The sequence below is a fragment of the Streptomyces sp. NPDC002884 genome, from assembly GCF_040295245.1.
Classification (GTDB): domain Bacteria; phylum Actinomycetota; class Actinomycetes; order Streptomycetales; family Streptomycetaceae; genus Streptomyces.
On sequence record NZ_JBEOVB010000024.1, the window covers coordinates 111,617 to 134,579 of the forward strand.

Sequence of the window (22,963 nt, forward strand, 5' to 3'; positions counted from 1 at the left end):
AGCAAAACGAGCACAACAGGCTACTGCAAGCAAAAGAAGCGCATGCGGCCAGAAGGCTGATGTCGCCTCCCGGGTCACCTCTACCGTCCCCGGCCATGAGCGCACACACCAGCCCCGCCATCGAGCTGCGGGGCGCGAGCAAGGTCTTCAGGACCCCGTCGGGGGCCCCGCACACCGCCGTGAGGGAACTCGACCTCACTGTCGGGCGTGGCGAGTTCGTGGCCGTCGTCGGCCCGACCGGCTGCGGCAAGTCGACCACGTTGACCCTGGTCAGTGGTCTGGAAGAGCCCACCCAGGGCGAGGTCATGGTCGCCGGGCAGCCCGTGCGTGGCGTCGGTGACAAAGTCGGCTTCGTCTTCCAGCAGGACGCCACTTTTCCCTGGCGTACGGTCCTGTCCAACGTCATGGCCGGGCCCCGTTTCCGCGGTGTGCCCAAGGCGGAGGCGAAGCGGAGAGCGCGCGAGTGGCTGGCCCGGGTCGGGCTCACCGACTTCGAGGACCGCTACCCGCACCAGCTCTCCGGCGGTCAGCGCAAGCGCGTGGCGCTCGCGGCGACGTTCGTGAACGATCCCGAGATCCTCCTCATGGACGAGCCGTTCTCGGCGCTGGACGTGCAGACCAGGGCATTGATGTCGGACGAGCTCCTGGAGCTGTGGGAGGGCACGGGCGCGTCCGTAGTCTTCGTCACCCACGACCTGGAGGAGTCCATTGCGCTGGCCGACAAGGTCGTCGTGATGACCGCCGGCCCCGCCACCGTGAAGCAGGTCTTCGACATCGACCTGCCGAGGCCGCGCAAGGTCGAGTCGGTGCGTCTGGAGCCGCGGTTCATCGAGATCTACCGCGAGATCTGGGAGTCCCTCGGCGAAGAGGTCCGTATCACCCGCGAGAGAGGTGCCGCCCGTGTCGCCTGAAGTGCTCAGCACACCGGTCGTCGACACGGCCAAGGCACCTGACCGCGCTCACTCGCGCGCGCGTGCCGCTCGCAGGCGCAAGGCCGTCGTGACGGCGTCCCGTGTGCTGCTCCTGGTGGCCGTGCTCGCCCTGTGGGAGGCGTTCTCCCGGGCCAAGGTCATCGATCCGTTCAACTTCTCGATGCCCACGAAGATCTGGGACCAGATCTGGACCTGGGTGACGCACGGGACCGCGCTCGGTTCTCTGGGCGAGCAGATCTGGTACACGCTCTACGAGGCGCTGCTCGGCTGGATCATCGGTGTGGTCGCCGGTGTCGTGTGCGGTATCGCACTGGGACGGATCACCTTCCTCGCCGACATCCTTGGTCCATACATCAAGGTGCTCAACTCCATACCCAGGATCGTGCTGGCCCCGATCTTCGTGATCTGGTTCGGCCTCGGCCCCGCCTCCAAGGTCGCCTCGGCCGTCGTCCTGGTGTTCTTCCCGGTCTTCTTCAACGCCTTCCAGGGCGCCCGGGAAGTGGACCGCAACCTGGTCGCCAACGCCCGCATCCTCGGCGCGAGCGACCGCAGGGTGACGCTCCAGGTGGTCGTCCCGTCCGCCACCTCCTGGATCTTCACCAGCCTCCACGTGAGCTTCGGCTTCGCCCTGATCGGCGCCATCGTCGGCGAGTACATCGGGGCGACCAAGGGCATCGGCCTGCTCGTCGCGCAGTCGCAGGGCACGTTCAACGCGGCGGGTGTGTACGCCGCGATGGTCATCCTCGCCGTCGTCGCCCTCGTCGCGGAGGGTCTGCTGACGTTCGCCGAGCGCCGCATCTTCCGGTGGAAGCCGTCGGGCTCCGACAGCTGAACCTGCGTTGAACGATCCCCCGAGGGGTTTGTCCATCGAGGGGCTTATCCATCGAGGGGCCGACCTCCCGAGGAGTGGATCCCCCGAGGAGTGGATGCCGACGACGGGACCCTCGGGACTCTCCGCCGGCAGTTGCGCCGCCCTCACCTCACCCTTCACCTTGCCCCCTCATCTCTCACCCCTCCCCTCGCCCCTGCCCCACCCCCGCATCGCCTTCTCACAAGGACGTGAACCCGCCATGCGCACAACCGCCAGATACACGGCCCTGGCCGCCGCCGGTCTGCTCGCCCTCTCCACACTCACCGCCTGTGCCAACGACGCGGCGAGCACCGCGTCCACGGGGTCCGGTGGCAAGGGGGACGGCAAGGGCACCAAGGTCAAGATCATGGTCGGTGGCCTGGACAAGGTCATCTACCTGCCCGCCATGCTCACCCAGCGTCTGGGCTACTTCGACGCCGAGGGGCTCGACGTCGAGATGCTGAGCGAGCCGGCCGGCGTCCAGGCCGAGACGGCGCTCGTCTCCGGCCAGGTGCAGGGAGCCGTCGGCTTCTACGACCACACCCTCGACCTTCAGGTGAAGGGCAAGGAGGTCGAGTCCGTCGTGCAGTTCTCGCACGCGCCCGGTGAGGTGGAGATCGTCTCCACCGAGGCGGAGGGCGACATCACCTCGCCCAAGGACTTCAAGGGCAAGAAACTCGGCGTCACGGGCCTCGGTTCCTCGACCGACTTCCTCACCAAGTACCTCGCGGTCAAGAACGGTGTGAAGGTCAGCGAGTTCACCCCGGTCGCCGTGGGGGCGGGGCCGACCTTCATCGCCGCGCTCCAGCAGGGTGCCATCGACGGCGGCATGACGACCGACCCGACCGTGGCGACCATCCTGGACAAGAAGGCCGGCAAGGTCCTGCTCGACATGCGCACCCCGCAGGGCTCCGAGGACGCGCTCGGCGGACCGTATCCCTCGTCAAGCCTGTACATGCAGACGGACTGGGTCAACAGTCACAAGGACACCGTCCAGAAGTTGGCCAATGCATTCGTCAAGACGCTCAAGTGGATGTCCACCCACAGCGCGGCCGAGATCGCCGACAAGATGCCGACGGACTACTCCCAGGGGAACAAGCTGCTGTACTCGGTGGCCATCAAGAGCACGCTGCCGATGTTCACCAAGGACGGCGTGATGCCCAAGAACGGCCCCGAGACCGTCGAGAAGGTCCTCAAGGCCTTCAATCCCAACATCCAGAACGCCGACGTGGATCTGAGCAAGACCTACACGACCGAGTTCGTCGAGAAGGCGGGTGGCTGACGGTCGAGCACGGGGCGGGCCGGGATCCGTATCCCAGGAGGGGCACGGTTCCTTCCCCCGCCCCCGAGGACCGTGCCCTCAGGCGCGGGTCGCCCACACGTAACGGTGTTCCGGGCGGCCCGCGTCGCCGTACTTCAGGGTCAGCCGGGCCCGCCCCGTGCGCTCCAGGAGCTTCAGATAGCGCTGGGCGGTCTGGCGGCTCACCCCGGTCCGGTCGGCGATCTCCTGGGCAGACAAGGGCCCTTCGGCGTTCATCAGGGACTGGCGCACGAGTTCGGCGGTGGTGGGGGAGTGCCCCTTGGGCAGACCGGGCTCCGAGGGGGCGGACAGGGCACCGAAGATGCGGTCGACATCGGCCTGTTCGGCCTCCCCGCCGCCGTCCAGCGTGCGGCGCAGCTCGGCGTACGCCTCCAGCTTGGAGCGCAGACCGGCGAAGGCGAACGGCTTCACCAGGTACTGAAGGGCGCCCTGGCGCATCGCCGCCTGCACCGTCGTCACGTCCCGGGCGGCGGTCACCATGATCACGTCGGTCTGGTGGCCGCGCCGGCGCATCTCCTGGACGACCTCGAGACCCGTCTCGTCGGGCAGGTAGTGGTCCAGCAGGACGAGGTCCACACGGGGCAGCGCCTCCAGCCGGCGCAGCGCGTCGGCCGCGCTGTGGGCCTCGCCGGCGACATGGAAGCCCGGCACCTTCTCGACGTAGGCGGCGTTGACCCGGGCGACCCTGGTGTCGTCGTCCACGACCAGGACCTCGATCATCGGGACTCCTCCTCGGCAGCGCTCTTCGCGGGTGCGGCCAGGGCGGGTTCCAGGGCGGGCTCGGTGAGTGCCTCGGGCAGGACGACGGTGAACTCGGCGCCCCCACCGGTCGCCTCGTCCACCGTGGCGTGGCCGCCCTGCCGCTCGGCGAGCCTGCGTACCAGGGAGAGCCCGATGCCACGTTTGCCGTGGGCCGGCGGCTTCTTCGTCGACCAGCCCTCGGTGAAGATCAACTCGCGCTGCTCGGCCGGGATGCCGGGGCCGGTGTCCCGCACCCGCAGGACGGCGGTACGGCCCTCCGCGCGCAGTTCGACCTCCACGCGCGCGTGCGGCTTGCCCGCGACGGCGTCGAGCGCGTTGTCCACGAGGTTGCCGACGACCGTGACGAGCCCGCGCGGGTCGATCAGACGGTCGGGCAGCCGGGTGCGGTCGGAGACCCACAGGGCGACACCGCGCTCGGCCGCGACGGTCGCCTTGCCGACCAGCAGAGCGGCGAGCAGCGGGTCCGCGATCTTCTCGGTCACCTGCTCCGCGGTCGCCCGGTGATCGCCGACCACCTCCCCGACGAAGTCCACCGCGTCGTCGTACATCTCCAGTTCGAGCAGCCCCAGCAGGGTGTGCATGCGGTTGGCGTGCTCGTGGTCCTGGGCGCGCAGGGCGTCGATGAGGCCGTGCGTCGAGTCGAGTTCGCGCCCGAGCTGCTCCAGTTCGGTGCGGTCGCGCAGGGTGGCCACGGCGCCGCCGTCGTCGGTGGGCATGCGGTTGACGACCAGGACGCGCTGTCCGCGGACGGCGATGAGGTCCGTGCCGGTCACCCGGCCCGCCAGGACATCGGCCGTACGTCCGCCGCCGAGCGCCTCGTCGGGCGAAGCGCCCACCGCTTCCTCGCCGATCCCGAGGAGGCGCTGGGCCTCGTCGTTGAGCAGCCGGACGCGGCCGGCGCGGTCCAGTGCGACGACGCCTTCCCGGATGCCGTGCAGCATCGCCTCCCGCTCGGAGAGCAGCGCCGAGATGTCCGAGAAGGCCAGGTCGCGGGTCTGGCGCTGGACTCGTCGGGAGATCAGCCAGGCGGCCAGCGCGCCCACGGCGAGGGCGCCGCCGGCATAGGCGAACAGTCCGGGGATCGCGTGGATCAGGCGGGCGCGCACACTGTCGTACTCGATACCGACCGAGACCGCGCCGACGATTTCGTCGTCGCCGTCGCGCAGGGGCACCTTGCCGCGGGCCGAGCGGCCCAGGGTGCCGCTGTCGATCTCCATGACGTCCTTGCCCGCCAGGGCCTGGCTCGGGTCCGTCGACACATGACCACCGACCTGCTCGGGGTCGGTGTGCGACCAGCGGGTGCCGTGGAGATCCATCACCACGACGTACTCCGCGCCGCTGGCCTCGCGGATCCGCTCGGCCTCCCGCTGCACCGGTCCGTCGACCGAGGGCCGGGTGCTCCGCAGGTCCTCGGCGATCTGCGGCACCGCCGCGGTGGTCTGCGCGATGGCGAGGGCTCGGCGCATGGCCTGGTCGTCCAGCTGGTCGCTGAGCGGAGCGAGGAACAGCCCGGTCGCGAGCACCACGACCCCCGCGGCGATCGTCAGCTGCATGAGCAGGACCTGCGAGAACATGCGCCGCGGCATTCCGAGGCGCAGACGGCGGGCGGGGGGAGTGGGGCTCATACCCAAGACGGTACGTGGGTGGACCGGCGCAGCCGTAGGGGTGGGTGATGTGGATCTGTTGACCGACTCAAGAGGAAACGATTCCCTCGTGCCCGCGCGGGCCGCGGCCGAATGGCGTCCGGAGCCGTGTCAGCCCACCAGGGCCGCCCCGGCCAGTTCCCGGACCGCCACCACGTCCATCCGTGCAGGTGAACCGAGAACCGAGGCGCCACAGCTTTCCGGCCGGGGCGGGAGCGAAGCGCCCTGGGCGACGACGACCTGCCAGTGGCGTCCGTCCGTGTGCGCGACGGTCACCTCCCAGCGCGGTGCGCCGCCCGTGGTCCGTACGACGCTCAGCGCCCCGGCCGCGTCCTCGCCGGTCGCCGAGCGCACCGCCAGTTCCGCCGCCTGTCCGGGCCGCTCCCAGGCCGAGCACCCGCGGCACCCGTCCACGACGATCCGCCCGTCCTGGACGCTGTGCAGGACCTCCTTCACGGTGTGGGCCTCGGCGCGGCCGTACGCGTACCCGTACGGGAGGACGAGCAGCGTGGGGGAGAAGCGATGACCGCCCAGATGGGTGACCTCCCAGGCGCCCCGGACCCCCGAAGCGGCGAGTTCCGCGGCCAGTGGACGGCCGAGGAGCGCGCAGCAGCGGTCGCGCTTGCCGTTGGTGCAGACGAGGGCGAGCGGGTCACCCGTGTGCGGCCCGCCCCGCAGCGCGGTGTCGAAGGTGCGATGGTCGCCCCTGCCGAGCGCGGCGAAGTCGAGGTCGAGCAACCGCCCCGGGTCGTGGGTGGTGGCACTGCGCAGCCACACCCCGCCGGGCACGGTGTGGGCCGCGTACACCTGTCGCAGGGGCGGCGCGCCGAAGTCCGCGTGGCGCCCGGGGCGGCGGATGAGTGCCACGCGCACGCCCGTGCCCCGCGCGGCGGCATCCAGGGCGCGGCCCAGAGCCGGGTCCAGGTGGCTCGAGACCAGCGCTTCGGCACCCCAGGGGCCGGGCTGTTCCAGGAGGAGCCAGGTCGTTGCCGTGGCCGCGGTTCCGGAAATGGGCTCGTCGAGATCCCGCGAGACGGTTGCGCACGTACTCACAGAGGTGAGCCTAACCTGACTTGCCGGAGCGCGACTTCCGGCCGGGGCGGGCGCTCGGCCGTGCGGGTACGCGTGCGCGTGCTGCGGGCAGGAGGGGCCCCAGGTCTGCCCTGGTCCGCCCGGGAATCACCCCTGGTCGCAGCGGTGCCGGCCCTGCGCCCTCCTCGAAACGGTGACGCAGGACCGCTCGCGACGGAGTGCGCGCCCTCCCTACCTCGGCAGCGGCTGGGGTGGCTTGGGACCCACGTAGTGACCGCTCGGGCGCATCCGCAGGGGCCGCTCGCCGTACTCCTCCAGAGCATGGGCGATCCAGCCCGCCGTACGGGCGACGGCGAAGATCGTCTCGCTGGCCGAGGACTCCATGCCGCAGGACGCGGTGAGGACGGCGAGAGCCAGGTCCACGTTGGCGTGGAGCGGCGCGTGGCGGGCGGTCGTGGCCACGATGTCCCGGGCCGCGGCGAGGGCCGGCCCGGCGGCGGGGATCTCCTCCAGGAGGGCGAACAGGGCACGCGCGCGTGGGTCCTCGCCGGGATAGAGCCGGTGACCGAGGCCCGGAATGCGGCGGCCGGCGCGTAGCTCCTCGGCGATCACCGGGGCGGCGCTGCCGAGGTCGAGCACCTCGAGCAGCAGGCGGTGGGCCAGCCCTCCGGCGGCGCCGTGCAGCGGCCCCTCGATCACGCCGAGCCCGGCGGAGACCGCCGCGTACGCGTGCGCACGGGCCGAGGCGGCGACGCGCACCGCGAGCGTCGAGGCGGCCAGGTCGTGGTCGACGAGCAGGCCGAGCGCCATGTCGAGGGCGCGCAGCTGCGCCTTGTCGGCGGGCCGTCCGCTGAGCCTGCCCCACAGGCGCAGGGCGAGCGGGCCCTCGTCACGGTGCGTGGGCCGCTTCGGGGGCAGCGCGGCGACGAGGGTGGGGATCAGGATGCGGGCGGTGCCGAGCACGGCGTCCTCGGACAGGTCGAACCGCAGCGGGTCCGCGGCCGCGGCGGCGACGGCGGCGACCCGCAACCGGTCGGTGGGGCCGGTGTGTTCGGGCAGCGCCTCGACGACGCGGCGGGCGGCCTCGACGGACGCCTCGGGCGCGGCGAAGGTGACGCCGGGCCGCAGCCGACCCGTCCACAGCCACTCCGCGATCTCCTCGTAGGAGTGCCGGGAGGCCAGTTCGACCGCGTCGACGCCCCGGTAGTAGTAGCGGTCCTGGTCGATGAAGGTGACGCGCGTGCGTACGGACAGCTCCGCTCCGGAGCCCGGACTCCCGCTGCTCTCCCGCCTGTTGCGTCGAGCGAGCGCCTCGACCTCCGCGGCGTCGAAGGTGCTGCCACGGCCCCCGGGCGTACGCCGGCTGCTCAGCTGGCCGCGGCTGACGTACGCGTACACGGTCTCGGGTTTCACACCGAGCAGTTCGGCGGCCTCCTTGGTGCTCAGCCGTCGTTCGGGGTGGCCGGGTCCGGGTTCCTGATCGCGCATGGGGTCACCGTATCCACAAGACATATGTATTGATCGAATCAATATTGACAGAGATCGAGTCAAGCATGGACAGTCGAATCAAGTCCAGGGAGGAAACATGTCCGTCAACCTGTCAGCAGCCCCATCCATCGACGTGCCGCGAGGACTCGCGGGAGTCGTCGTCGCCGACACGGAGGTCGGCGACGTCCGAGGACGTGAGGGCTTCTACCACTACCGCCAGTACTCCGCCGTGGACCTGGCGCGCACCCGCCGCTTCGAGGACGTCTGGCACCTCCTGGTCCACGGCGAGCTGCCGGACGCGCGACGCAGCGCCGCCTTCGCCGCCGGGACCGCGGCGCTGCGAGGCCTTCCCGAGGAGGTCACCGCCGCCCTGCCCGCACTGGCGGCGGCTTCCGGTGCGGACGCGAACCCGCTGGCCGGGATGCGGACGGCGCTGTCGCTGCTGGGCGCGGCGAAGGGTTTCCGGCCGGTGTACGACATCGACGCGGACCGGCGCCGCGAGGACACCGTCGCCGCGGCCGCGGCCGTACCCACGCTGCTCACCGCGCTGTACCGGCTGGGGCGCGGCCTCGACCCGGTCGAGCCGCGCGAGGACCTGCCGTACGCGGCGAACTACCTCTACATGCTGACCGGCGCCGAGCCCGATCCGGAGCGGGTCCGGGCGGTCGAGCAATACTTGATCTCCACCATTGATCACGGCTTCAACGCGTCAACCTTCACCGCCAGGGTCATCGCCTCGACCGGGGCGGACGTGGCCGCGTGTCTCGTGGGGGCCGTGGGAGCGCTGTCGGGGCCGCTGCATGGTGGCGCGCCCAGCCGGGCCCTGGACACTCTGGACGCGATCGGCACCCCGGAGCGCATCGATCCCTGGATCCGCGAGCGGGTCCTCGCCGGTGAGCGCATCATGGGCTTCGGTCACGCCGTCTACCGCACGGAGGATCCGCGTTCGCGCATGCTCCGTGAGATCGCCCGGCGGTTCGGCGGCCCGCGCGTCGAGTTCGCCGTCGAGGTGGAGCGGCACGTCGAGGCGATCCTCGCCGAGCTGAAGCCGGGCCGGGAGCTGCACACGAACGTGGAGTTCTACGCAGGCGTGGTCATGGAGCTCTGCGGGCTGCCCCGCGAGATGTTCACCCCGACCTTCGCGGCGGCGCGGGTGGTCGGCTGGAGCGCCAACATCCTGGAGCAGGCGGAGGACTCGAAGATCATCCGCCCTGTCGCTCGGTATGTGGGGCCGGGGGCGCCGGCCGAGGTGCCGGCGGTGGCCTGAACGTGCTGCAAGGGCACTCGTACGCGAGGAAGGCCCGGTATCGCGGCCGGGCCGGCCGGGCCGTTCCTCTCGAAGGACGCTAAAGGTCCGGAATATCGGCCTTCGCGCGAATCAGGGTCTCGCGGGTGATGACGACAATTCTCTCGTGGTCGCCGCGTGAGGCATCGGAGGGAAGGTCCGGGTCCAGCGAATCCGTGGCATCCGTGCCGATAACGGCGAAATTACCATCGGCAAGTTCGAAAATATCGGGGCAATTCGCTCCGCTCACGCTTCCCCGAGCGCGCGGAGATGCACCGATCCGACGGATGATCTGACTCACTGTTGCTTCCTTGGGTCCGTTGATTTGCGCACGACGACTGCGCGGTGCAAGGCGGGCCCTGTGGGGTCGCTCGTCATCCGGCGGCGTAGGCGACGATCTGGTGGGGTCCTCTACGCGATCAAGCGCGAGTCAACTCCCTGACGCCTCACTTAACTCTGGACTTGACCTTTTCGTAATGGGCCGAGGGTGTGATTCCGCAGGAGGGGGTGCGAGCCCCGGAGTGTGAGCCCTCGGCCGCCGGAGTGCGCCGAGGACCGAGGGAGGTTCACGGGCTCGGCGGCTCGCCCACCACCCACCATTCGTCGGCGTCCGACTCCTCGAGTTGCGTCAGGAGTTCGTCCACCATGCGGCCGAGTTCCGCTTCGTCCGAACCGTCGGCAATGGTCGCCCGCTGGTGTCGCGTCGCGTACCAGTACTCCCGTACCACAGGGTTCTGAAGAATGCCCCGAATGTACCCGAAGAACTCCTCGCGGGAGATGTTGCCTATCCGGTAGTAAAACAGCGCGTTCGTATAGAGGGCATTGGCGTAGAGGTACTGGCGCCGTTGCCTGGTGGAAACGGGCGCCTCGAAGAGGTCCAGTACTTCCGCCAGTTCGGGGTCGTCGATGGCTTTGCTCAGCAATTCCCAGTGCAGGCGCTGCTGGTTGGCCAGATTGGTGTGCTGCTGGGAGTGGGCGGTCCGTTCCAGGTGCTCCAGTCGTACCCGCAGTGTCTCCAGCGCATGGCGTTGTGCCGCCATGGTGACGAGGGCACCCGCGGCCATGCCGGCCGCCGCCGCGGCGACGGCACCGAGTCCGCGGACCCCAAACCTCTGTGTGGCCATGTCAAAAACCCCCGATCGAGCGGCCGTGCGCCGGTCGTCGGGGTGCGGGTGGACGTGACGGGGACCGGCGAGCGGTGGGCGGCGCTTGCCGTCTCCCAGAGTGCCGAGCGGCTCTGATCGGCGGGGGAGGCGGAGGGGAGGCGCACGGAGGGAAGCGAGGGTCGCACGCCAGGGCGCCTTGTCCAACGTCTGCCCCGCGGATGCTGCTAACAATCGTTCACTTCGCGGTGATCCCGGCGGCTCGTATCCTGGTGCGGCATTCAATCCTCGTACGCGCGCCGGGCCGCGCGCCGGTGCACGCGTAGGTTTCAGAAAGGTCGCATGTGTCGCAGAGCCGCAGTCCGCAGCAGATCCCGGTCGTCGTACTCGCCGGATTCCTCGGTTCCGGCAAGACGACACTGCTCAACCATCTCCTGCATCGCAGCGGAGGCAGCCGCATCGGCGCGATCGTGAACGACTTCGGCGCCATCGAGATCGACGCCATGGCCGTGGCCGGCGCGCTCGGCGACTCCACCGTCTCCCTCGGCAACGGCTGTCTGTGCTGCGCCGTCGACGCCGGCGAACTCGACGTGTACCTCGAACGGCTCGCCGGGCCGGACGTCGGCATCGATGTCATCGTCATCGAGGCCAGCGGTCTCGCCGAGCCCCAGGAACTCGTGCGGATGGTGCTGGCCAGTGAGCACCCCGGCATCGTCTACGGCGGGCTCGTCGAGGTCGTCGACGCCGCCGAGTTCGACGAGACCCGGGCGAAGCACCCCGGGATCGACCGGCACCTCGCCCTCGCCGACCTCGTCGTGGTGAACAAACTCGACCGCGCCCCCGACGCCGACCGGGTCCTCGGACTCGTCCGCTCCCTCACCGACCGGGCCGCCGTCGTCCCCGCCACCTACGGCCGTATCGACCCCGAGTTCCTCTTCGACTGCCGCCCGGGCGAGGAACGTGTCGGGCAGCTCTCCTTCGACGACCTGCACGACCACTCCGGAGACGATCACGCGGACCACCTCCACAGCTCGTACGACAGCCTCTCCTTCACCTCCGAAGTGCCCCTCGAACCCCGCCGGTTCATGGAGTTCCTCGACAGCCGGCCCGAGGGGCTGTACCGGGTCAAGGGGTATGCCGACTTCGGTCCGCACGACGGGGCCAACCGGTACGCCGTGCACGCCGTCGGGCGCTTTCTCCGCTTCTACCCGGAGCCCTGGCCGGCCGCCGACGCCCGCCTGACCCAGCTCGTCCTCATCGGCTCCGGCATCGACACCGCCGCCCTCGGCAAGGAACTCGAGGCGTGCAAGAACGACGCCCCACATGCCGACGAGCACGGCATGTGGGGCGTCCTGCGCTATGTACGCGCTCCCGACGACGAGGCCTTCCAGGAGGCCGAGGCCTAGACCGGCCCCGCCACCACCGAGACCGTCTTCGTCAGGGACACCCCCGAGCCGTCACGGCGCGGGTCCATCTCCGGCAGCTCGGCCGGCAGGCCGTTCTTCTGCGCGGCCTTGGCGGGCACGGGGCCCGCCCACGCCAGCGACAGGCAGTCCTCGCCCTTCAGGAACCGCTGGCAGCGCACACCGCCCGTGGCGCGGCCCTTGCGCGGGTACTGGTCGAAGGGGGTCACCTTGGCGGTCGTCTGGACGGAGTCGTCCAGGGTTCCGCGCGAGCCCGCGATCGTGAAGACCACCGCGTCCACCGCGGGGTCGACGGCCGTGAACGAGATCACCTTCGCGCCCTCGGTGAGCTTGATGCCCGCCATACCGCCCGCCGCGCGGCCCTGCGGACGCACCTGCGAGGCCTGATAGCGCAGCAGCTGGGCGTCGTCGGCGATGAAGACCAGATCCTCCTCGCCGGTGCGCAGTTCGACGGCACCGACGATCCGGTCGCCGTCCCGGAGGGTGATGACCTCCAGCTCGTCCTTGTTGGTCGGGTAGTCGGGCACGACCCGCTTGACGACGCCCTGCGCCGTGCCGATGGCCAGGCCCGGGGACGACTCGTCGAGTGTGGTCAGGCAGATCACCGTCTCGTCGCCCTCCAGGGAGACGAACTCCGCCAGCGGGGCACCACCCGAGAGGTTCGGCGCCGCGGCCGTGTCCGGGAGCTGGGGCAGGTCGACGACGTTGATCCGCAGCAGACGGCCCGAGGAGGTGACCGCGCCGATCTCCCCGCGCGCGGTGGCCTGCACCGCCGAGACGATCACGTCGTGCTTGGTGCGCTTGCCGCCTCCGTCCTCGGTGTCCTCGGCGTCCTGCGCGAAGGGCTCGCCGTTCGCCGTGCGGGCCAGCAGGCCCGTGGAGGACAGCAGGACACGGCACGGGTCGTCCGCGACCTGGAGGGGCACGGCGGTGGCCGTCGTACCCGACGACTCCAGCAGGACCGTACGGCGTTCGGTGCCGAACTTCTTCGCCACCGAGGCCAGTTCGGCCGAGACCAGCTTGCGCAGCTCCGCGTCCGAGTCCAGGATCCGGGTCAGCTCGGCGATCTCCTCGTTGAGCCGCTCCTTCTCCGCCTCCAGCTCGATGCGGTCGAACCTGGTGAGCCGGCGCAACGGGGTGTCCAGGATGTACTGGGTCTGGATCTCCGACAGCGAGAAGCGCTCCATCAGGCGCTGCTTCGCTTCCGCGCTGTTGTCGCTGGAGCGGATCAGGCGGATGACCTCGTCGATGTCGACGAGCGCCGTCAGCAGGCCGTCCACCAGGTGCAGCCGGTCACGGCGCTTGGTGCGGCGGAACTCGCTGCGGCGGCGCACCACGGTGAAGCGGTGGTCGAGGTAGACCTCCAGGAGCTCCTTGAGGCCCAGCGTGAGCGGCTGACCGTCGACCAGCGCCACGTTGTTGATGCCGAAGGACTCCTCCATCGGGGTCAGCTTGTACAGCTGCTCCAGGACGGCCTCCGGCACGAAGCCGTTCTTGATCTCGATGACCAGGCGCAGACCGTGCGCGCGGTCGGTGAGGTCCTTGACGTCGGCGATGCCCTGGATCTTCTTCGAGCCGACCAGGTCCTTGATCTTGGCGATGACCTTCTCGGGCCCGACGGTGAAGGGCAGTTCGGTGATGACCAGACCCTTGCGGCGGGCCGTGACGGTCTCCACCGACACCGTGGCGCGGATCTTGAACGTGCCGCGGCCGTTCTCGTAGGCGTCCCGGATGCCGGAGAGGCCGACGATCCGGCCGCCGGTGGGCAGGTCGGGGCCCGGGACGTACTTCATCAGGGCGTCCAGGTCCGCGGCGGGATAGCGGATCAGATGGCGGGCGGCGGCGATGACCTCGCCCAGATTGTGCGGCGGCATGTTCGTGGCCATGCCGACCGCGATCCCGGACGCGCCGTTGACCAGGAGGTTCGGGAAGGCGGCGGGCAGCGCGACCGGCTCCTGCTCCTGGCCGTCGTAGTTGGGGGTGAAGTCGACGGTGTCCTCGTCGATCGACTCCGTCATCAGACTCGTCGCCGCGGCCTGCCGGCACTCGGTGTACCGCATGGCGGCCGGCGGGTCGTCGTTCCCCAGCGAGCCGAAGTTGCCGTGGCCGTCGACCAGGGGCAGCCGCATGGAGAAGGGCTGGGCCATCCGCACCAGCGCGTCGTAGATCGACGCGTCGCCGTGCGGGTGCAGTTTGCCCATGACCTCGCCGACGACCCGGGCGCACTTCACATAGCCGCGCTCCGGGCGCAGGCCCATCTCGTTCATCTGGTAGACGATGCGGCGGTGCACCGGCTTGAGGCCGTCACGGGCGTCCGGCAGGGCGCGGGAGTAGATGACCGAGTACGCGTACTCGAGAAAGGAGCCCTGCATCTCGTCGACGACGTCGATGTCGAGGATCCGCTCCTCGTACGAGTCGTCGGGCGGCGGGGTCTTCGTGCTGCGGCGGGCCATCGCTGCCGGCTCCTTGCTGGGGCGTGATACGGGATCTGACGCGGACCATTGTGGACCGTGGCACTGACAGCGCGGGCGAGGACCCGGCGTCGGCCGTCCGGCCCGAACGCAGAGGCATCTCCTCCACGGCTGCCCGCAGGCTACGCGATCTCGCTCTCGGCGTATGTCGCCCGGGAACTTCGCGGACCGTCCGCACGCTTGCATACAGTGGCAGGACCGGCAGGAAAACCGCGGTTTCGACGACCGCGTCCGCGATCGGAAGGGACGTACATGCCCATGGGTCACACGGCCACAGCCCAGGCAGGCTCCGGGGGCCTGACAGCGACCGAGCACCGTCTGGCCAACGGCCTGCGCGTGGTGCTCTCGGAGGACCACCTGACCCCCGTCGCAGCGGTGTGCCTCTGGTACGACGTCGGTTCACGCCACGAAGTCAAGGGGCGTACCGGTCTTGCTCACCTTTTCGAGCACCTGATGTTCCAGGGATCGGGCCAGGTCAAGGGCAACGGCCACTTCGAGCTGGTCCAGGGGGCCGGCGGCTCGCTCAACGGCACCACCAGCTTCGAGCGCACGAACTACTTCGAGACCATGCCCACCCACCAGCTGGAGCTCGCCCTCTGGCTGGAGGCCGACCGCATGGGCTCGCTGCTCACCGCGCTGGACGACGAGTCGATGGAGAACCAGCGCGACGTCGTCAAGAACGAGCGCCGCCAGCGCTACGACAACGTCCCCTACGGGACGGCCTTCGAGAAGCTGACCGCCCTCGCCTACCCGGACGGCCACCCCTACCACCACACGCCGATCGGCTCGATGGCCGACCTGGACGCGGCGACCCTGGAGGACGCGCGCGCGTTCTTCCGCACGTACTACGCGCCCAACAACGCGGTCCTCTCCGTGGTCGGCGACATCGACCCGGAGCAGACCCTCGCCTGGGTCGAGAAGTACTTCGGCTCGATCCCCGGCCACGACGGCAAGCCCGCGCCCCGTGACGGCGGGCTGCCCGAGGTCATCGGCGAGCAGCTGCGCGAGATCGTCGAGGAGGAGGTGCCGGCCCGCGCGCTGATGGCCGCCTACCGGCTGCCCGAGGACGGCACGCGCGCGTGCGACGCCGCCGACCTGGCGCTCACCGTCCTCGGCGGCGGCGAGTCCTCCCGCCTCTACAACCGGCTGGTCCGCCGCGACCGTACGGCCGTCGCGGCCGGCTTCGGCCTGCTGCGGCTCGCCGGAGCGCCCTCCCTGGGCTGGCTGGACGTGAAGACGTCCGGCGACGTCGAGGTGCCCGTCATCGAGGCCGCCATCGACGAGGAGCTCGCCCGGTTCGCCGCGGAGGGCCCCACGGCCGAGGAAATGGAGCGGGCCCAGGCGCAGTTGGAGCGCGAGTGGCTCGACCGGCTCGGCACGGTCGCCGGCCGCGCCGACGAACTGTGCCGGTTCGCCGTGCTGTTCGGAGACCCGCAGCTCGCCCTCACCGCCGTCCAGCGCGTGCTGGACGTGACGCCGGAGGAGGTGCAGGAGATCGCCAAGGCCCGCCTGCGCCCCGACAACCGCGCGGTGCTCGTCTACGAGCCGACCGCCGCCGAAGCCCCCGCCGACCAGGACGAGAACGAGGAGGCGGCCCGGTGACCGAGCTCGCCACGATGGACTTCCACCCCCAGCCCCGGGCGGGCGAGGCCAAGCCGTGGGCGTTCCCGGCGCCCGAGCGCACCGCGCTGGCCAACGGCCTGACCGTGCTGCACTGCCACCGTCCCGGCCAGCAGGTCGTCGCCGTCGAGATCCTCCTCGACGCACCCCTGGACGCCGAACCGGCCGACCTCGACGGCGTCGCCACGATCATGGCGCGCGCCTTCTCCGAGGGCACCGACAAGCACTCCGCCGAGGAGTTCGCGGCCGAACTGGAGCGCTCCGGCGCCACCCTGGACGCGCACGCCGATCACCCCGGCGTCCGGCTGAGCCTCGAAGTACCGGCCTCACGCCTGCCCAAGGGCCTCGGTCTGCTCGCCGACGCCCTCAGGGCCCCCGCGTTCGCCGACAGCGAGGTCGAGCGCCTCGTCCGCAACCGCCTGGACGAGATCCCGCACGAGCTGGCCAACCCGTCCCGGCGCGCCGCCAAGGAGCTCTCCAAGGAGCTGTTCCCGGCCACCGCGCGGATGTCGCGCCCGCGCCAGGGCACCGCGGAGACGGTCGAGAAGATCGACTCCGCCGCCGTACGCGCCTTCTACGAGAAGCACGTCCGTCCCGCCACGGCCACCGCCGTGGTCGTCGGCGACCTCACCGGCGTCGACCTGGAGGCGCTCCTCGGCGACACCCTGGGCGCCTGGACGGGCTCCTCGGCCCAGCCGCGGCCCGTGCCGCCGGTGACCGCCGACGACACCGGCAGGGTCGTCATCGTGGACCGTCCCGGCGCCGTCCAGACCCAGTTGCTGATCGGCCGGATCGGCGCCGACCGGCACGACCGTGTGTGGCCCGCGCAGGTGCTCGGCACGTACTGCCTCGGTGGCACGCTCACCTCCCGGCTGGACCGTGTCCTGCGCGAGGAGAAGGGCTACACCTACGGTGTCCGCGCGTTCGGGCAGGTCCTGCGGTCCGCTCCGGACGGCTCGGGCGCCGCGATGCTCGCCATCAGCGGTTCCATCGACACCCCGAACACCGGTCCCGCTCTGGACGACCTGTGGAAGGTGCTGCGCACTCTCGCCGCGGAGGGGCTGACCGACGCCGAGCGCGACATCGCCGTGCAGAACCTGGTCGGTGTGGCGCCGCTCAAGTTCGAGACCGCCGCGGCCGTCGCCGGCACGCTGGCCGACCAGGTCGAGCAGCACCTGCCCGACGACTTCCAGGCCACGCTGTACCAGCAGCTCGCGGCGACCGGCACGGTGGAGGCCACTGCGGCGGCCGTGAACGCCTTCCCGGTGGACCGGCTGGTGACCGTCCTCGTGGGTGACGCGGCCCAGATCAAGGAGCCGGTCGAGGCCCTCGGCATCGGCGAGGTGAAGGTCGTGTCCGCGGAGTAGGTCCCGGCAACGGCGCACGCGTGCGGGGGCCCTGGTCGACGAAAGCGTCACCAGGGCCTCCGTATGTCCGAATTGATGCGGAGGTTGCCCGTCTGCCCTGTGGGATGCGCTACAAAAACCGGGATCCGTTTGAGGATTGAAACCCGCGCCGCTTAGCGTCATCCGGGCTGTTCGTCACGCAGTGCGCCGCAGCCGCGGCACCGGACAGTCATCGCCGAGTCCCCGTACGGCGCGAGCCAGGGGAGCCGGGGACCCACTAGTGAAGTCCCTGGGGTGAATCGGACGCCCGCGCCTGAACGCGAGGGGGTCCGTAGGAGACCTTCCTGCTCCGAACCCGTCAGCTAACCCGGTAGGCGAGAAGGAAGGAAAGGACACCCCCGACTTCATGGCGTTCACCTGCGCCCCCGGTAAGCACCGCAAGCCCGGCCGGATGCAGCGCAGCAGCGTTCGCGCGGCGGGCATCGCGGCGCTCACCACCACCGGTGTCATGGCCACCGTCGCCTCCACTCCGGCCTTCGCCGCCGAGCCCACCCCTGAGCAGACCGGGCTGATCCCCGTCGTCACCGCCGGCGAGTCCGCCGCCGAGTCCGTCGCGGAGCAGGTCGACGACCAGGTCGCCCGGCAGAAGCAGGCCGCCTTCGAGGAGGCCGCCCGTCAGGCCGCCGCCAAGAAGGCCGTGGAGGAGCGCGAGGCACGCGTGCGTGCCGCCCGTGAGGCCGAGCGCAAGCTCCTCAACACGTTCGTGCTGCCGATCACCGGTTCCTACGTCTCCACCGGCTACCAGGCCAGCAGCTCGCTGTGGTCCTCCGGCAGCCACACCGGCATCGACTTCCACGCCGCCAGCGGCACCTCCGTGCACGCGGTCGGCTCCGGCACCGTGGTCGAGGCCGGCTGGGGCGGGTCCTACGGCAACCAGATCGTGATCAAGATGCACGACGGGACGTACACCCAGTACGGTCACCTGTCGTCCCTCGCGGTGTCGGTGGGCCAGACGGTCACCCCGGGCGAGCGGATCGGCCTGTCCGGCGCCACCGGCAACGTCACCGGCCCGCATCTGCACTTCGAGGCCCGCACCACCGCGGAGTACGGCTCGGACATCGACCCGGTCGCCTACCTCCGCAACCACGGCGTGAACGTCTGACGACCCACGGCGACAGATCGTCCTGCCCCGGCCCTTGCGGCCGGGGCTTTCGCCGTTTTCGAGGTCCTGCTGTCCAAAAAATATCCCTGGATTCCGGCCCGCCATCGGAAATTCCCGCTCATTGCAATAGAGTCACGGAACACACGTCAATCGTCGACGTTTCACGGGGATTAAGGCGGAGGTCCGTCATGCGTATTCCGGCGCACTCGGTGTGCACGGCCATTCGGGACGACATCGTCGCGGGTGTCTACGAGCGCGGCAGCCGCCTCACCGAGGAACTCCTCGCCCGCCGCTACGGCGTTTCCCGCGTCCCGGTCCGCGAGGCGCTGCGCACGCTGGAGGCCGAGGGCTTCGTCGTCACGCGGCGGCACGCGGGCGCGTGCGTCGCGGAGCCGACCGAGCAGGAGGCGGCGGACCTGCTGGAGATGCGCATGCTCCTGGAGCCGCTCGGCGCCTCCCGGGCCGCCCAGCGCCGCACCGAGGCCCATCTGAAGGTGCTGCGCGGACTCGTCCGGCTGGGCCAGGAGCGGGCCAGACGGGGCAACAGCGAGGATCTGCGCTCCCTGGGCGGCTGGTTCCACGAGACCCTCGCGCAGTCGTCCGGAAGCCATGCCCTGACGTCGATGCTCACGCAGCTCCGCCACAAGATCGCCTGGATGTACGCGGTGGAGGCGCCGGCCAACCCCGTGGAGTCCTGGGCGGAGCACGGCGCGATCGTGGACGCGGTGGCGCGCGGCGACGGCGAGCGCGCGCGGGCGATCACGGCGCTGCACACCGAGCGCGCGACGACCGCGCACCGGCTGCGCTTTCCCGGCAACCCCGAACGCGCCGACCGTGTGAGAACTTCGCAACCTCCCGTAAACATGACGGGTCTGCGGCATTAACACGGGGGCCGTATACAAAGAGGGGCTAATTCGCGGGGGATTATTTCTGCTGCCCGTGAACGGGAAATGCAAAGGGCTCGCCCGATAATTCGGACGAGCCCTTCGGGGTCAGCGGGGCGGCACCTTTTGAGTGACGAACACCGCACCCGTCAATTGAGCGCCCCGCAAAGGGGTGCGCGCGCTCAGACGGTCTCGGGGAGCTCCTCGAGACCCTCGGCGACCAGCTTCGCCAGCCGGTCGAGGGCGGCGTCGGCGCCGTCGGCCCCGGAGGCGAGGACGATCTCCTCGCCGCCCTGGGCGCCCAGGCCGAGAACGGCCAGCATGGAGGCCGCGTTGACGGGGTTGCCGTCGGCCTTGGCGATCGTCACCGGGATACCTGCGGCCGTGGCGGCCCGGACGAAGATGGAAGCGGGGCGGGCGTGAAGGCCCTCGGCCCAGCCGACGTTGACGCGGCGCTCAGCCATGTGATGCTGCCCTTCAGTGTTCAGGTTGTCTAGACCAGTGTTCCACACGTGAAGCGAGTGAGGGAGGGGTCGTGTGGTCCCCTCCCGACGTGGACGTCGGATCGCGGCCTCGATCCGACGTGCGTCCTCCACAGACTGCCTCGCGCCGTTGTCGTACGCGAGCCGTACTCTGGGCCCCATGCAGAGCGCGTCGGACCGGCACGAGTACCCCGCCCACTGGGAGGCCGACGTGGTGCTGCGCGACGGCGGCACCGCGCGCATCCGCCCCATCACCATCGATGACGCCGAGCGCCTGGTCAGCTTCTACGAGCAGGTCTCGGACGAGTCGAAGTACTACCGCTTCTTCGCGCCCTACCCGCGCCTGTCCGACAAGGACGTCCACCGCTTCACGCACCACGACTTTGTGGACCGGGTGGGACTCGCGGCCACGGTCGGCGGCGAGTTCATCGCCACCGTACGCTATGACCGCATTGGTGCCGACGGCATGGCCGCCTCGGCGCCGGCCGACGAGGCCGAGGTCGCTTTCCTCGTGCAGGACGCCCACCAGGGCAGGGGCGTCGCCTCCGCGCTGCTCGAGCACATCGCGGCCGTGGCGCGCGAGCGCGGCATCCGCCGCTTCGCCGCCGAGGTGCTCCCCGCCAACACCAAGATGATCAAGGTGTTCACGGACGCCGGCTACACCCAGAAGCGCAGCTTCGAGGACGGCGTCGTCCACCTGGAGTTCGGCCTCGAACCCACCGAGCGCTCCGTGGCCGTGCAGCGCGCACGGGAACAGCGCGCCGAGGCGCACTCCGTGGGCCGGCTGCTCGCGCCCGGCTCCGTAGCCGTCGTCGGCACCGGCCGCACCCCCGGCGGCGTCGGACGGAGCGTCCTGGGCAACCTCCGCGAGGCGGGTTTCACCGGTCGGCTGTACGCCGTCAACAAGGCCTTCCCCGAGGACCTCAAGGAACTGGACGGGGTGCCCGCCCACCGCTCGGTGCGCGACATAGCGGCCCCCGTCGATCTCGCGGTCGTCGCCGTCCCGGCGGACCAGGTCCCCGAGGCCGTCGCCGAGTGCGGCGAGCACGGAGTGCAGGGACTCGTCGTCCTCTCCGCCGGTTACGCCGAGAGCGGCCCCGAGGGGCGGGAACGCCAGCGCCAACTCGTCCGGCACGCACGCGCGTACGGCATGCGGATCATCGGCCCCAACGCCTTCGGAGTCATCAACACCTCCCCGGAGGTGCGGCTGAACGCCTCACTGGCCCCGGAGATGCCGAGGCCCGGCCGGATCGGCCTGTTCGCCCAGTCCGGGGCCATCGGCATCGCCCTGCTGTCCCGCCTCCACCGACGGGGCGGAGGCGTCACCGGCGTCACCGGTGTGTCGACGTTCGTCTCCTCCGGCAACCGCGCGGACGTCTCGGGCAACGACGTCCTCCAGTACTGGTACGACGACCCCGACACCGATGTCGCCCTCATGTACCTGGAGTCCATCGGCAACCCGCGCAAGTTCACGCGCCTCGCGCGGCGCACGGCCGCCGCCAAGCCCCTGGTCGTCGTCCAGGGCGCCGGTTCCGCCCCGCAGGGGCACGCCGTACGGGCGACGCGGCTGCCGCACGCGACGGTGTCGGCGCTGCTGCGGCAGGCCGGCGTGATCCGCGTGGACACCATCACCGAACTGGTCGACGCCGGCCTGCTGCTCGCCCGTCAGCCGCTGCCGACGGGCCCGCGGGTGGCGATCCTCGGCAACTCCGAGTCGCTGGGCCTGCTGACGTACGACGCCTGCCTCTCGGAGGGGCTGCGTCCGCTCCCGCCGCTGGACCTGACGACCGAGGCGTCGGCCCAGGACTTCCACGCGGCGCTGGCCCGCGCGCTCGCCGACGAGACGTGCGACGCGGTGGTCGTGACGGCGATCCCGGCGATCGGGGAGAGGTCGCCCGGGGACGCGGAACTCGCGCAGGCCCTGCGGTCGGCCGCGGCGGCCGCGCCCGCCAAGCCGGTGCTCGTCGTGCACGTGGAACTCGGTGGTCTCGCCACGGCGCTGTCCGCCGCGACGAGCACCGCACCGCGCGCGGAGGCGGCCCCACGCGCGCGCACCGACGGCCCCGAGGGCGCGCAGCCGGTGCCCGCCGCCGTCGAGGCACCCGAGGGGACGCACCTCATCCCCGCCTACCCCGCCGCCGAACGCGCCGTCCGCGCGCTCGCGGAGGCCGTGAAGTACGCCCAGTGGCGGCGCGAGGCGGCCGACGCCGGCAAGGTACCCGAGTACGAGGACATCGACGAGAAGGGCGCCGCCGAACTGATCGGCGGGCTCCTCGCGCGCGGGCAGGGCCTGACTCTCGGCACCGACGAGACGTGCGAGCTGCTCGGCCGCTACGGCATCCGCACCCGGCGGGCGATCCCGGCGCCCACCCCGGACGAGGCCGCGCGGGCCGCGGACGCCCTCGGCTACCCCGTCGCCCTCAAGGCCACCGCCCCGCACTTGCGGCACCGCGCCGACCTGGGCGGCGTTCGGCTCGATGTCGCCGACGAGGAGCAACTGCGCCGGTCGTACGCCGAGTTGACCGAGCTCTTCGGCAAGCCGGAGGAGATCCGCCCGGTCGTCCAGGCGATGGCACCGCGCGGGGTCGACACGGTCGTCCGCGCGGTCATCGACCCGGCGGCCGGAGCCGTACTGTCCTTCGGGCTCGCCGGGGCCGCCTCCCAGCTGCTCGGGGACATGGCGCACCGGCTGGTTCCGGTCACCGACCGCGACGCGACCTCACTGATCCGGTCCATCCGGACCGCCCCGCTCCTCTTCGGCTGGCGCGGCTCGACGCCCGTCGACACCGCCGCCCTGGAGGAGCTGCTGCTGCGGGTGTCCCGGCTGGTCGACGACCACCCCGAGGTCGTCGCGGTCACCCTGGAGCCGGTCGTCGTCGCCCCGCACGGGCTGAGCGTCCTCGGCGCCTCCGTACGCCTCGCGCCCCCGCCGGCACGCGACGACCTCGGACCGAGGACGCTGCCGGCCTACTGAGCGGACGGTCCGGGAGCACCGTCGCCGGGCACGCGCGTGAGGACACGCCGCCCGGACGGCGGCTCGCCCGCGGAGGCGTCCCCGGCGCGGGGGGGGGGGGGGGGGCCCCCCCCCCGCCCCCCCCCCCCGGGGGGGGGGGGGGGGGGGGCGCGGGGGGGGGGCGGGGGGGGGGGGGGGGCCCGAC

General features: G+C 71.1%; 18 protein-coding genes and 1 riboswitch. Of the genes, 10 read left to right on the forward strand and 8 right to left on the reverse strand.

Translation table 11 applies throughout. The features are described 5' to 3' along the window. Positions 1–95: 95 nt before the first annotated feature. The 3 genes from ABT070_RS33490 to ABT070_RS33500 all read left to right on the forward strand — a co-directional run bounded on the left by ABT070_RS33490 (position 96) and on the right by ABT070_RS33500 (position 3,064). Positions 96–911: an ABC transporter ATP-binding protein gene (locus ABT070_RS33490; RefSeq protein ID WP_351766241.1), complete on the forward strand. Its 816-nt coding sequence runs from the start codon at positions 96–98 to the stop codon at positions 909–911. Then, positions 901–1,764, forward strand: a complete 864-nt coding sequence (locus ABT070_RS33495; protein WP_351766243.1) for an ABC transporter permease — start codon at positions 901–903, stop codon at positions 1,762–1,764. Before ABT070_RS33490 ends, ABT070_RS33495 begins: the two co-directional genes overlap by 11 nt. Positions 1,765–2,002: 238 nt before the next feature. Next, entirely contained in the window at positions 2,003–3,064 is a 1,062-nt protein-coding gene (locus tag ABT070_RS33500; RefSeq protein WP_351766245.1) for an ABC transporter substrate-binding protein, read from the forward strand. A 78-nt stretch (positions 3,065–3,142) separates the two neighbouring features. Here the strand turns inward: ABT070_RS33500 and ABT070_RS33505 are convergent, their stop codons facing one another. From ABT070_RS33505 to ABT070_RS33520, 4 genes are all read right to left on the reverse strand, one after another. Next, positions 3,143–3,823, reverse strand: coding sequence for a response regulator (locus ABT070_RS33505; protein WP_351766248.1), 681 nt, complete (start codon positions 3,821–3,823; stop codon positions 3,143–3,145). Next, a complete protein-coding gene (locus ABT070_RS33510) occupies positions 3,820–5,490 on the reverse strand; it encodes an ATP-binding protein (RefSeq protein ID WP_351766251.1) in 1,671 nt (556 codons plus the stop codon). Before ABT070_RS33510 ends, ABT070_RS33505 begins: the two co-directional genes overlap by 4 nt. 129 nt (positions 5,491–5,619) lie before the next feature. Continuing rightward, positions 5,620–6,561 (reverse strand): ferredoxin family protein, encoded by a 942-nt coding sequence (locus tag ABT070_RS33515; RefSeq protein ID WP_351766253.1) that lies wholly within the window; start codon positions 6,559–6,561, stop codon positions 5,620–5,622. A gap of 210 nt (positions 6,562–6,771) precedes the next feature. Beyond that, positions 6,772–8,028, reverse strand: coding sequence for a citrate/2-methylcitrate synthase (locus tag ABT070_RS33520; RefSeq protein WP_351766255.1), 1,257 nt, complete (start codon positions 8,026–8,028; stop codon positions 6,772–6,774). A gap of 97 nt (positions 8,029–8,125) precedes the next feature. On the opposite strand from ABT070_RS33520, the gene ABT070_RS33525 reads away from it, so the two are divergent. Next, positions 8,126–9,295 carry a citrate synthase/methylcitrate synthase gene (locus ABT070_RS33525; RefSeq protein WP_351766257.1) on the forward strand — a complete coding sequence of 390 codons (1,170 nt, stop codon included), beginning with the start codon at positions 8,126–8,128 and terminating at the stop codon, positions 9,293–9,295. A gap of 79 nt (positions 9,296–9,374) precedes the next feature. Here the strand turns inward: ABT070_RS33525 and ABT070_RS33530 are convergent, their stop codons facing one another. After that, entirely contained in the window at positions 9,375–9,614 is a 240-nt protein-coding gene (locus tag ABT070_RS33530) for a hypothetical protein (RefSeq protein ID WP_230194432.1), read from the reverse strand. Between the two features lie 265 nt (positions 9,615–9,879). Next, positions 9,880–10,437, reverse strand: a complete 558-nt coding sequence (locus ABT070_RS33535) for a DUF6082 family protein (RefSeq protein ID WP_351766260.1) — start codon at positions 10,435–10,437, stop codon at positions 9,880–9,882. Between the two features lie 323 nt (positions 10,438–10,760). On the opposite strand from ABT070_RS33535, the gene ABT070_RS33540 reads away from it, so the two are divergent. Then, entirely contained in the window at positions 10,761–11,822 is a 1,062-nt protein-coding gene (locus tag ABT070_RS33540; RefSeq protein ID WP_351766262.1) for a CobW family GTP-binding protein, read from the forward strand. Here the strand turns inward: ABT070_RS33540 and ABT070_RS33545 are convergent. Further along, complete coding sequence (locus ABT070_RS33545; RefSeq protein ID WP_351766264.1) at positions 11,819–14,293, reverse strand: DNA gyrase/topoisomerase IV subunit A; 2,475 nt, start codon at positions 14,291–14,293, stop codon at positions 11,819–11,821. The two genes, ABT070_RS33540 and ABT070_RS33545, sit on opposite strands and share 4 nt — an antisense overlap. A 270-nt stretch (positions 14,294–14,563) precedes the next feature. Here ABT070_RS33545 and ABT070_RS33550 point away from each other — a divergent pair, with 270 nt between their 5' ends. From ABT070_RS33550 to ABT070_RS33565, 4 genes are all read left to right on the forward strand, one after another. Next, positions 14,564–15,913 carry a M16 family metallopeptidase gene (locus ABT070_RS33550; protein WP_351766266.1) on the forward strand — a complete coding sequence of 450 codons (1,350 nt, stop codon included), beginning with the start codon at positions 14,564–14,566 and terminating at the stop codon, positions 15,911–15,913. Next, entirely contained in the window at positions 15,910–17,298 is a 1,389-nt protein-coding gene (locus ABT070_RS33555; protein ID WP_351766268.1) for a M16 family metallopeptidase, read from the forward strand. The genes ABT070_RS33550 and ABT070_RS33555 overlap by 4 nt, the downstream gene beginning before the upstream one ends. Before the next feature lie 202 nt (positions 17,299–17,500). Continuing rightward, a riboswitch (cyclic di-AMP (ydaO/yuaA leader) is annotated at positions 17,501–17,668 on the forward strand. A 15-nt stretch (positions 17,669–17,683) separates the two neighbouring features. Then, on the forward strand, positions 17,684–18,439 hold the full coding sequence (locus ABT070_RS33560) for a M23 family metallopeptidase (RefSeq protein ID WP_351766270.1): 756 nt from the start codon (positions 17,684–17,686) through the stop codon (positions 18,437–18,439). A gap of 188 nt (positions 18,440–18,627) precedes the next feature. Beyond that, the gene (locus tag ABT070_RS33565; protein WP_351766272.1) at positions 18,628–19,323 is read left to right on the forward strand and encodes a GntR family transcriptional regulator; all 696 of its coding nucleotides are present in this window, start codon (positions 18,628–18,630) and stop codon (positions 19,321–19,323) included. A 182-nt stretch (positions 19,324–19,505) separates the two neighbouring features. Here the strand turns inward: ABT070_RS33565 and ABT070_RS33570 are convergent, their stop codons facing one another. Further along, on the reverse strand, positions 19,506–19,787 hold the full coding sequence (locus tag ABT070_RS33570; protein WP_351766274.1) for an HPr family phosphocarrier protein: 282 nt from the start codon (positions 19,785–19,787) through the stop codon (positions 19,506–19,508). Positions 19,788–19,965: 178 nt separating this feature from the next. Here ABT070_RS33570 and ABT070_RS33575 point away from each other — a divergent pair, with 178 nt between their 5' ends. Next, positions 19,966–22,779 (forward strand): bifunctional acetate--CoA ligase family protein/GNAT family N-acetyltransferase, encoded by a 2,814-nt coding sequence (locus ABT070_RS33575; protein WP_351766276.1) that lies wholly within the window; start codon positions 19,966–19,968, stop codon positions 22,777–22,779. The last annotated feature ends 184 nt before the right edge of the window (positions 22,780–22,963 follow it).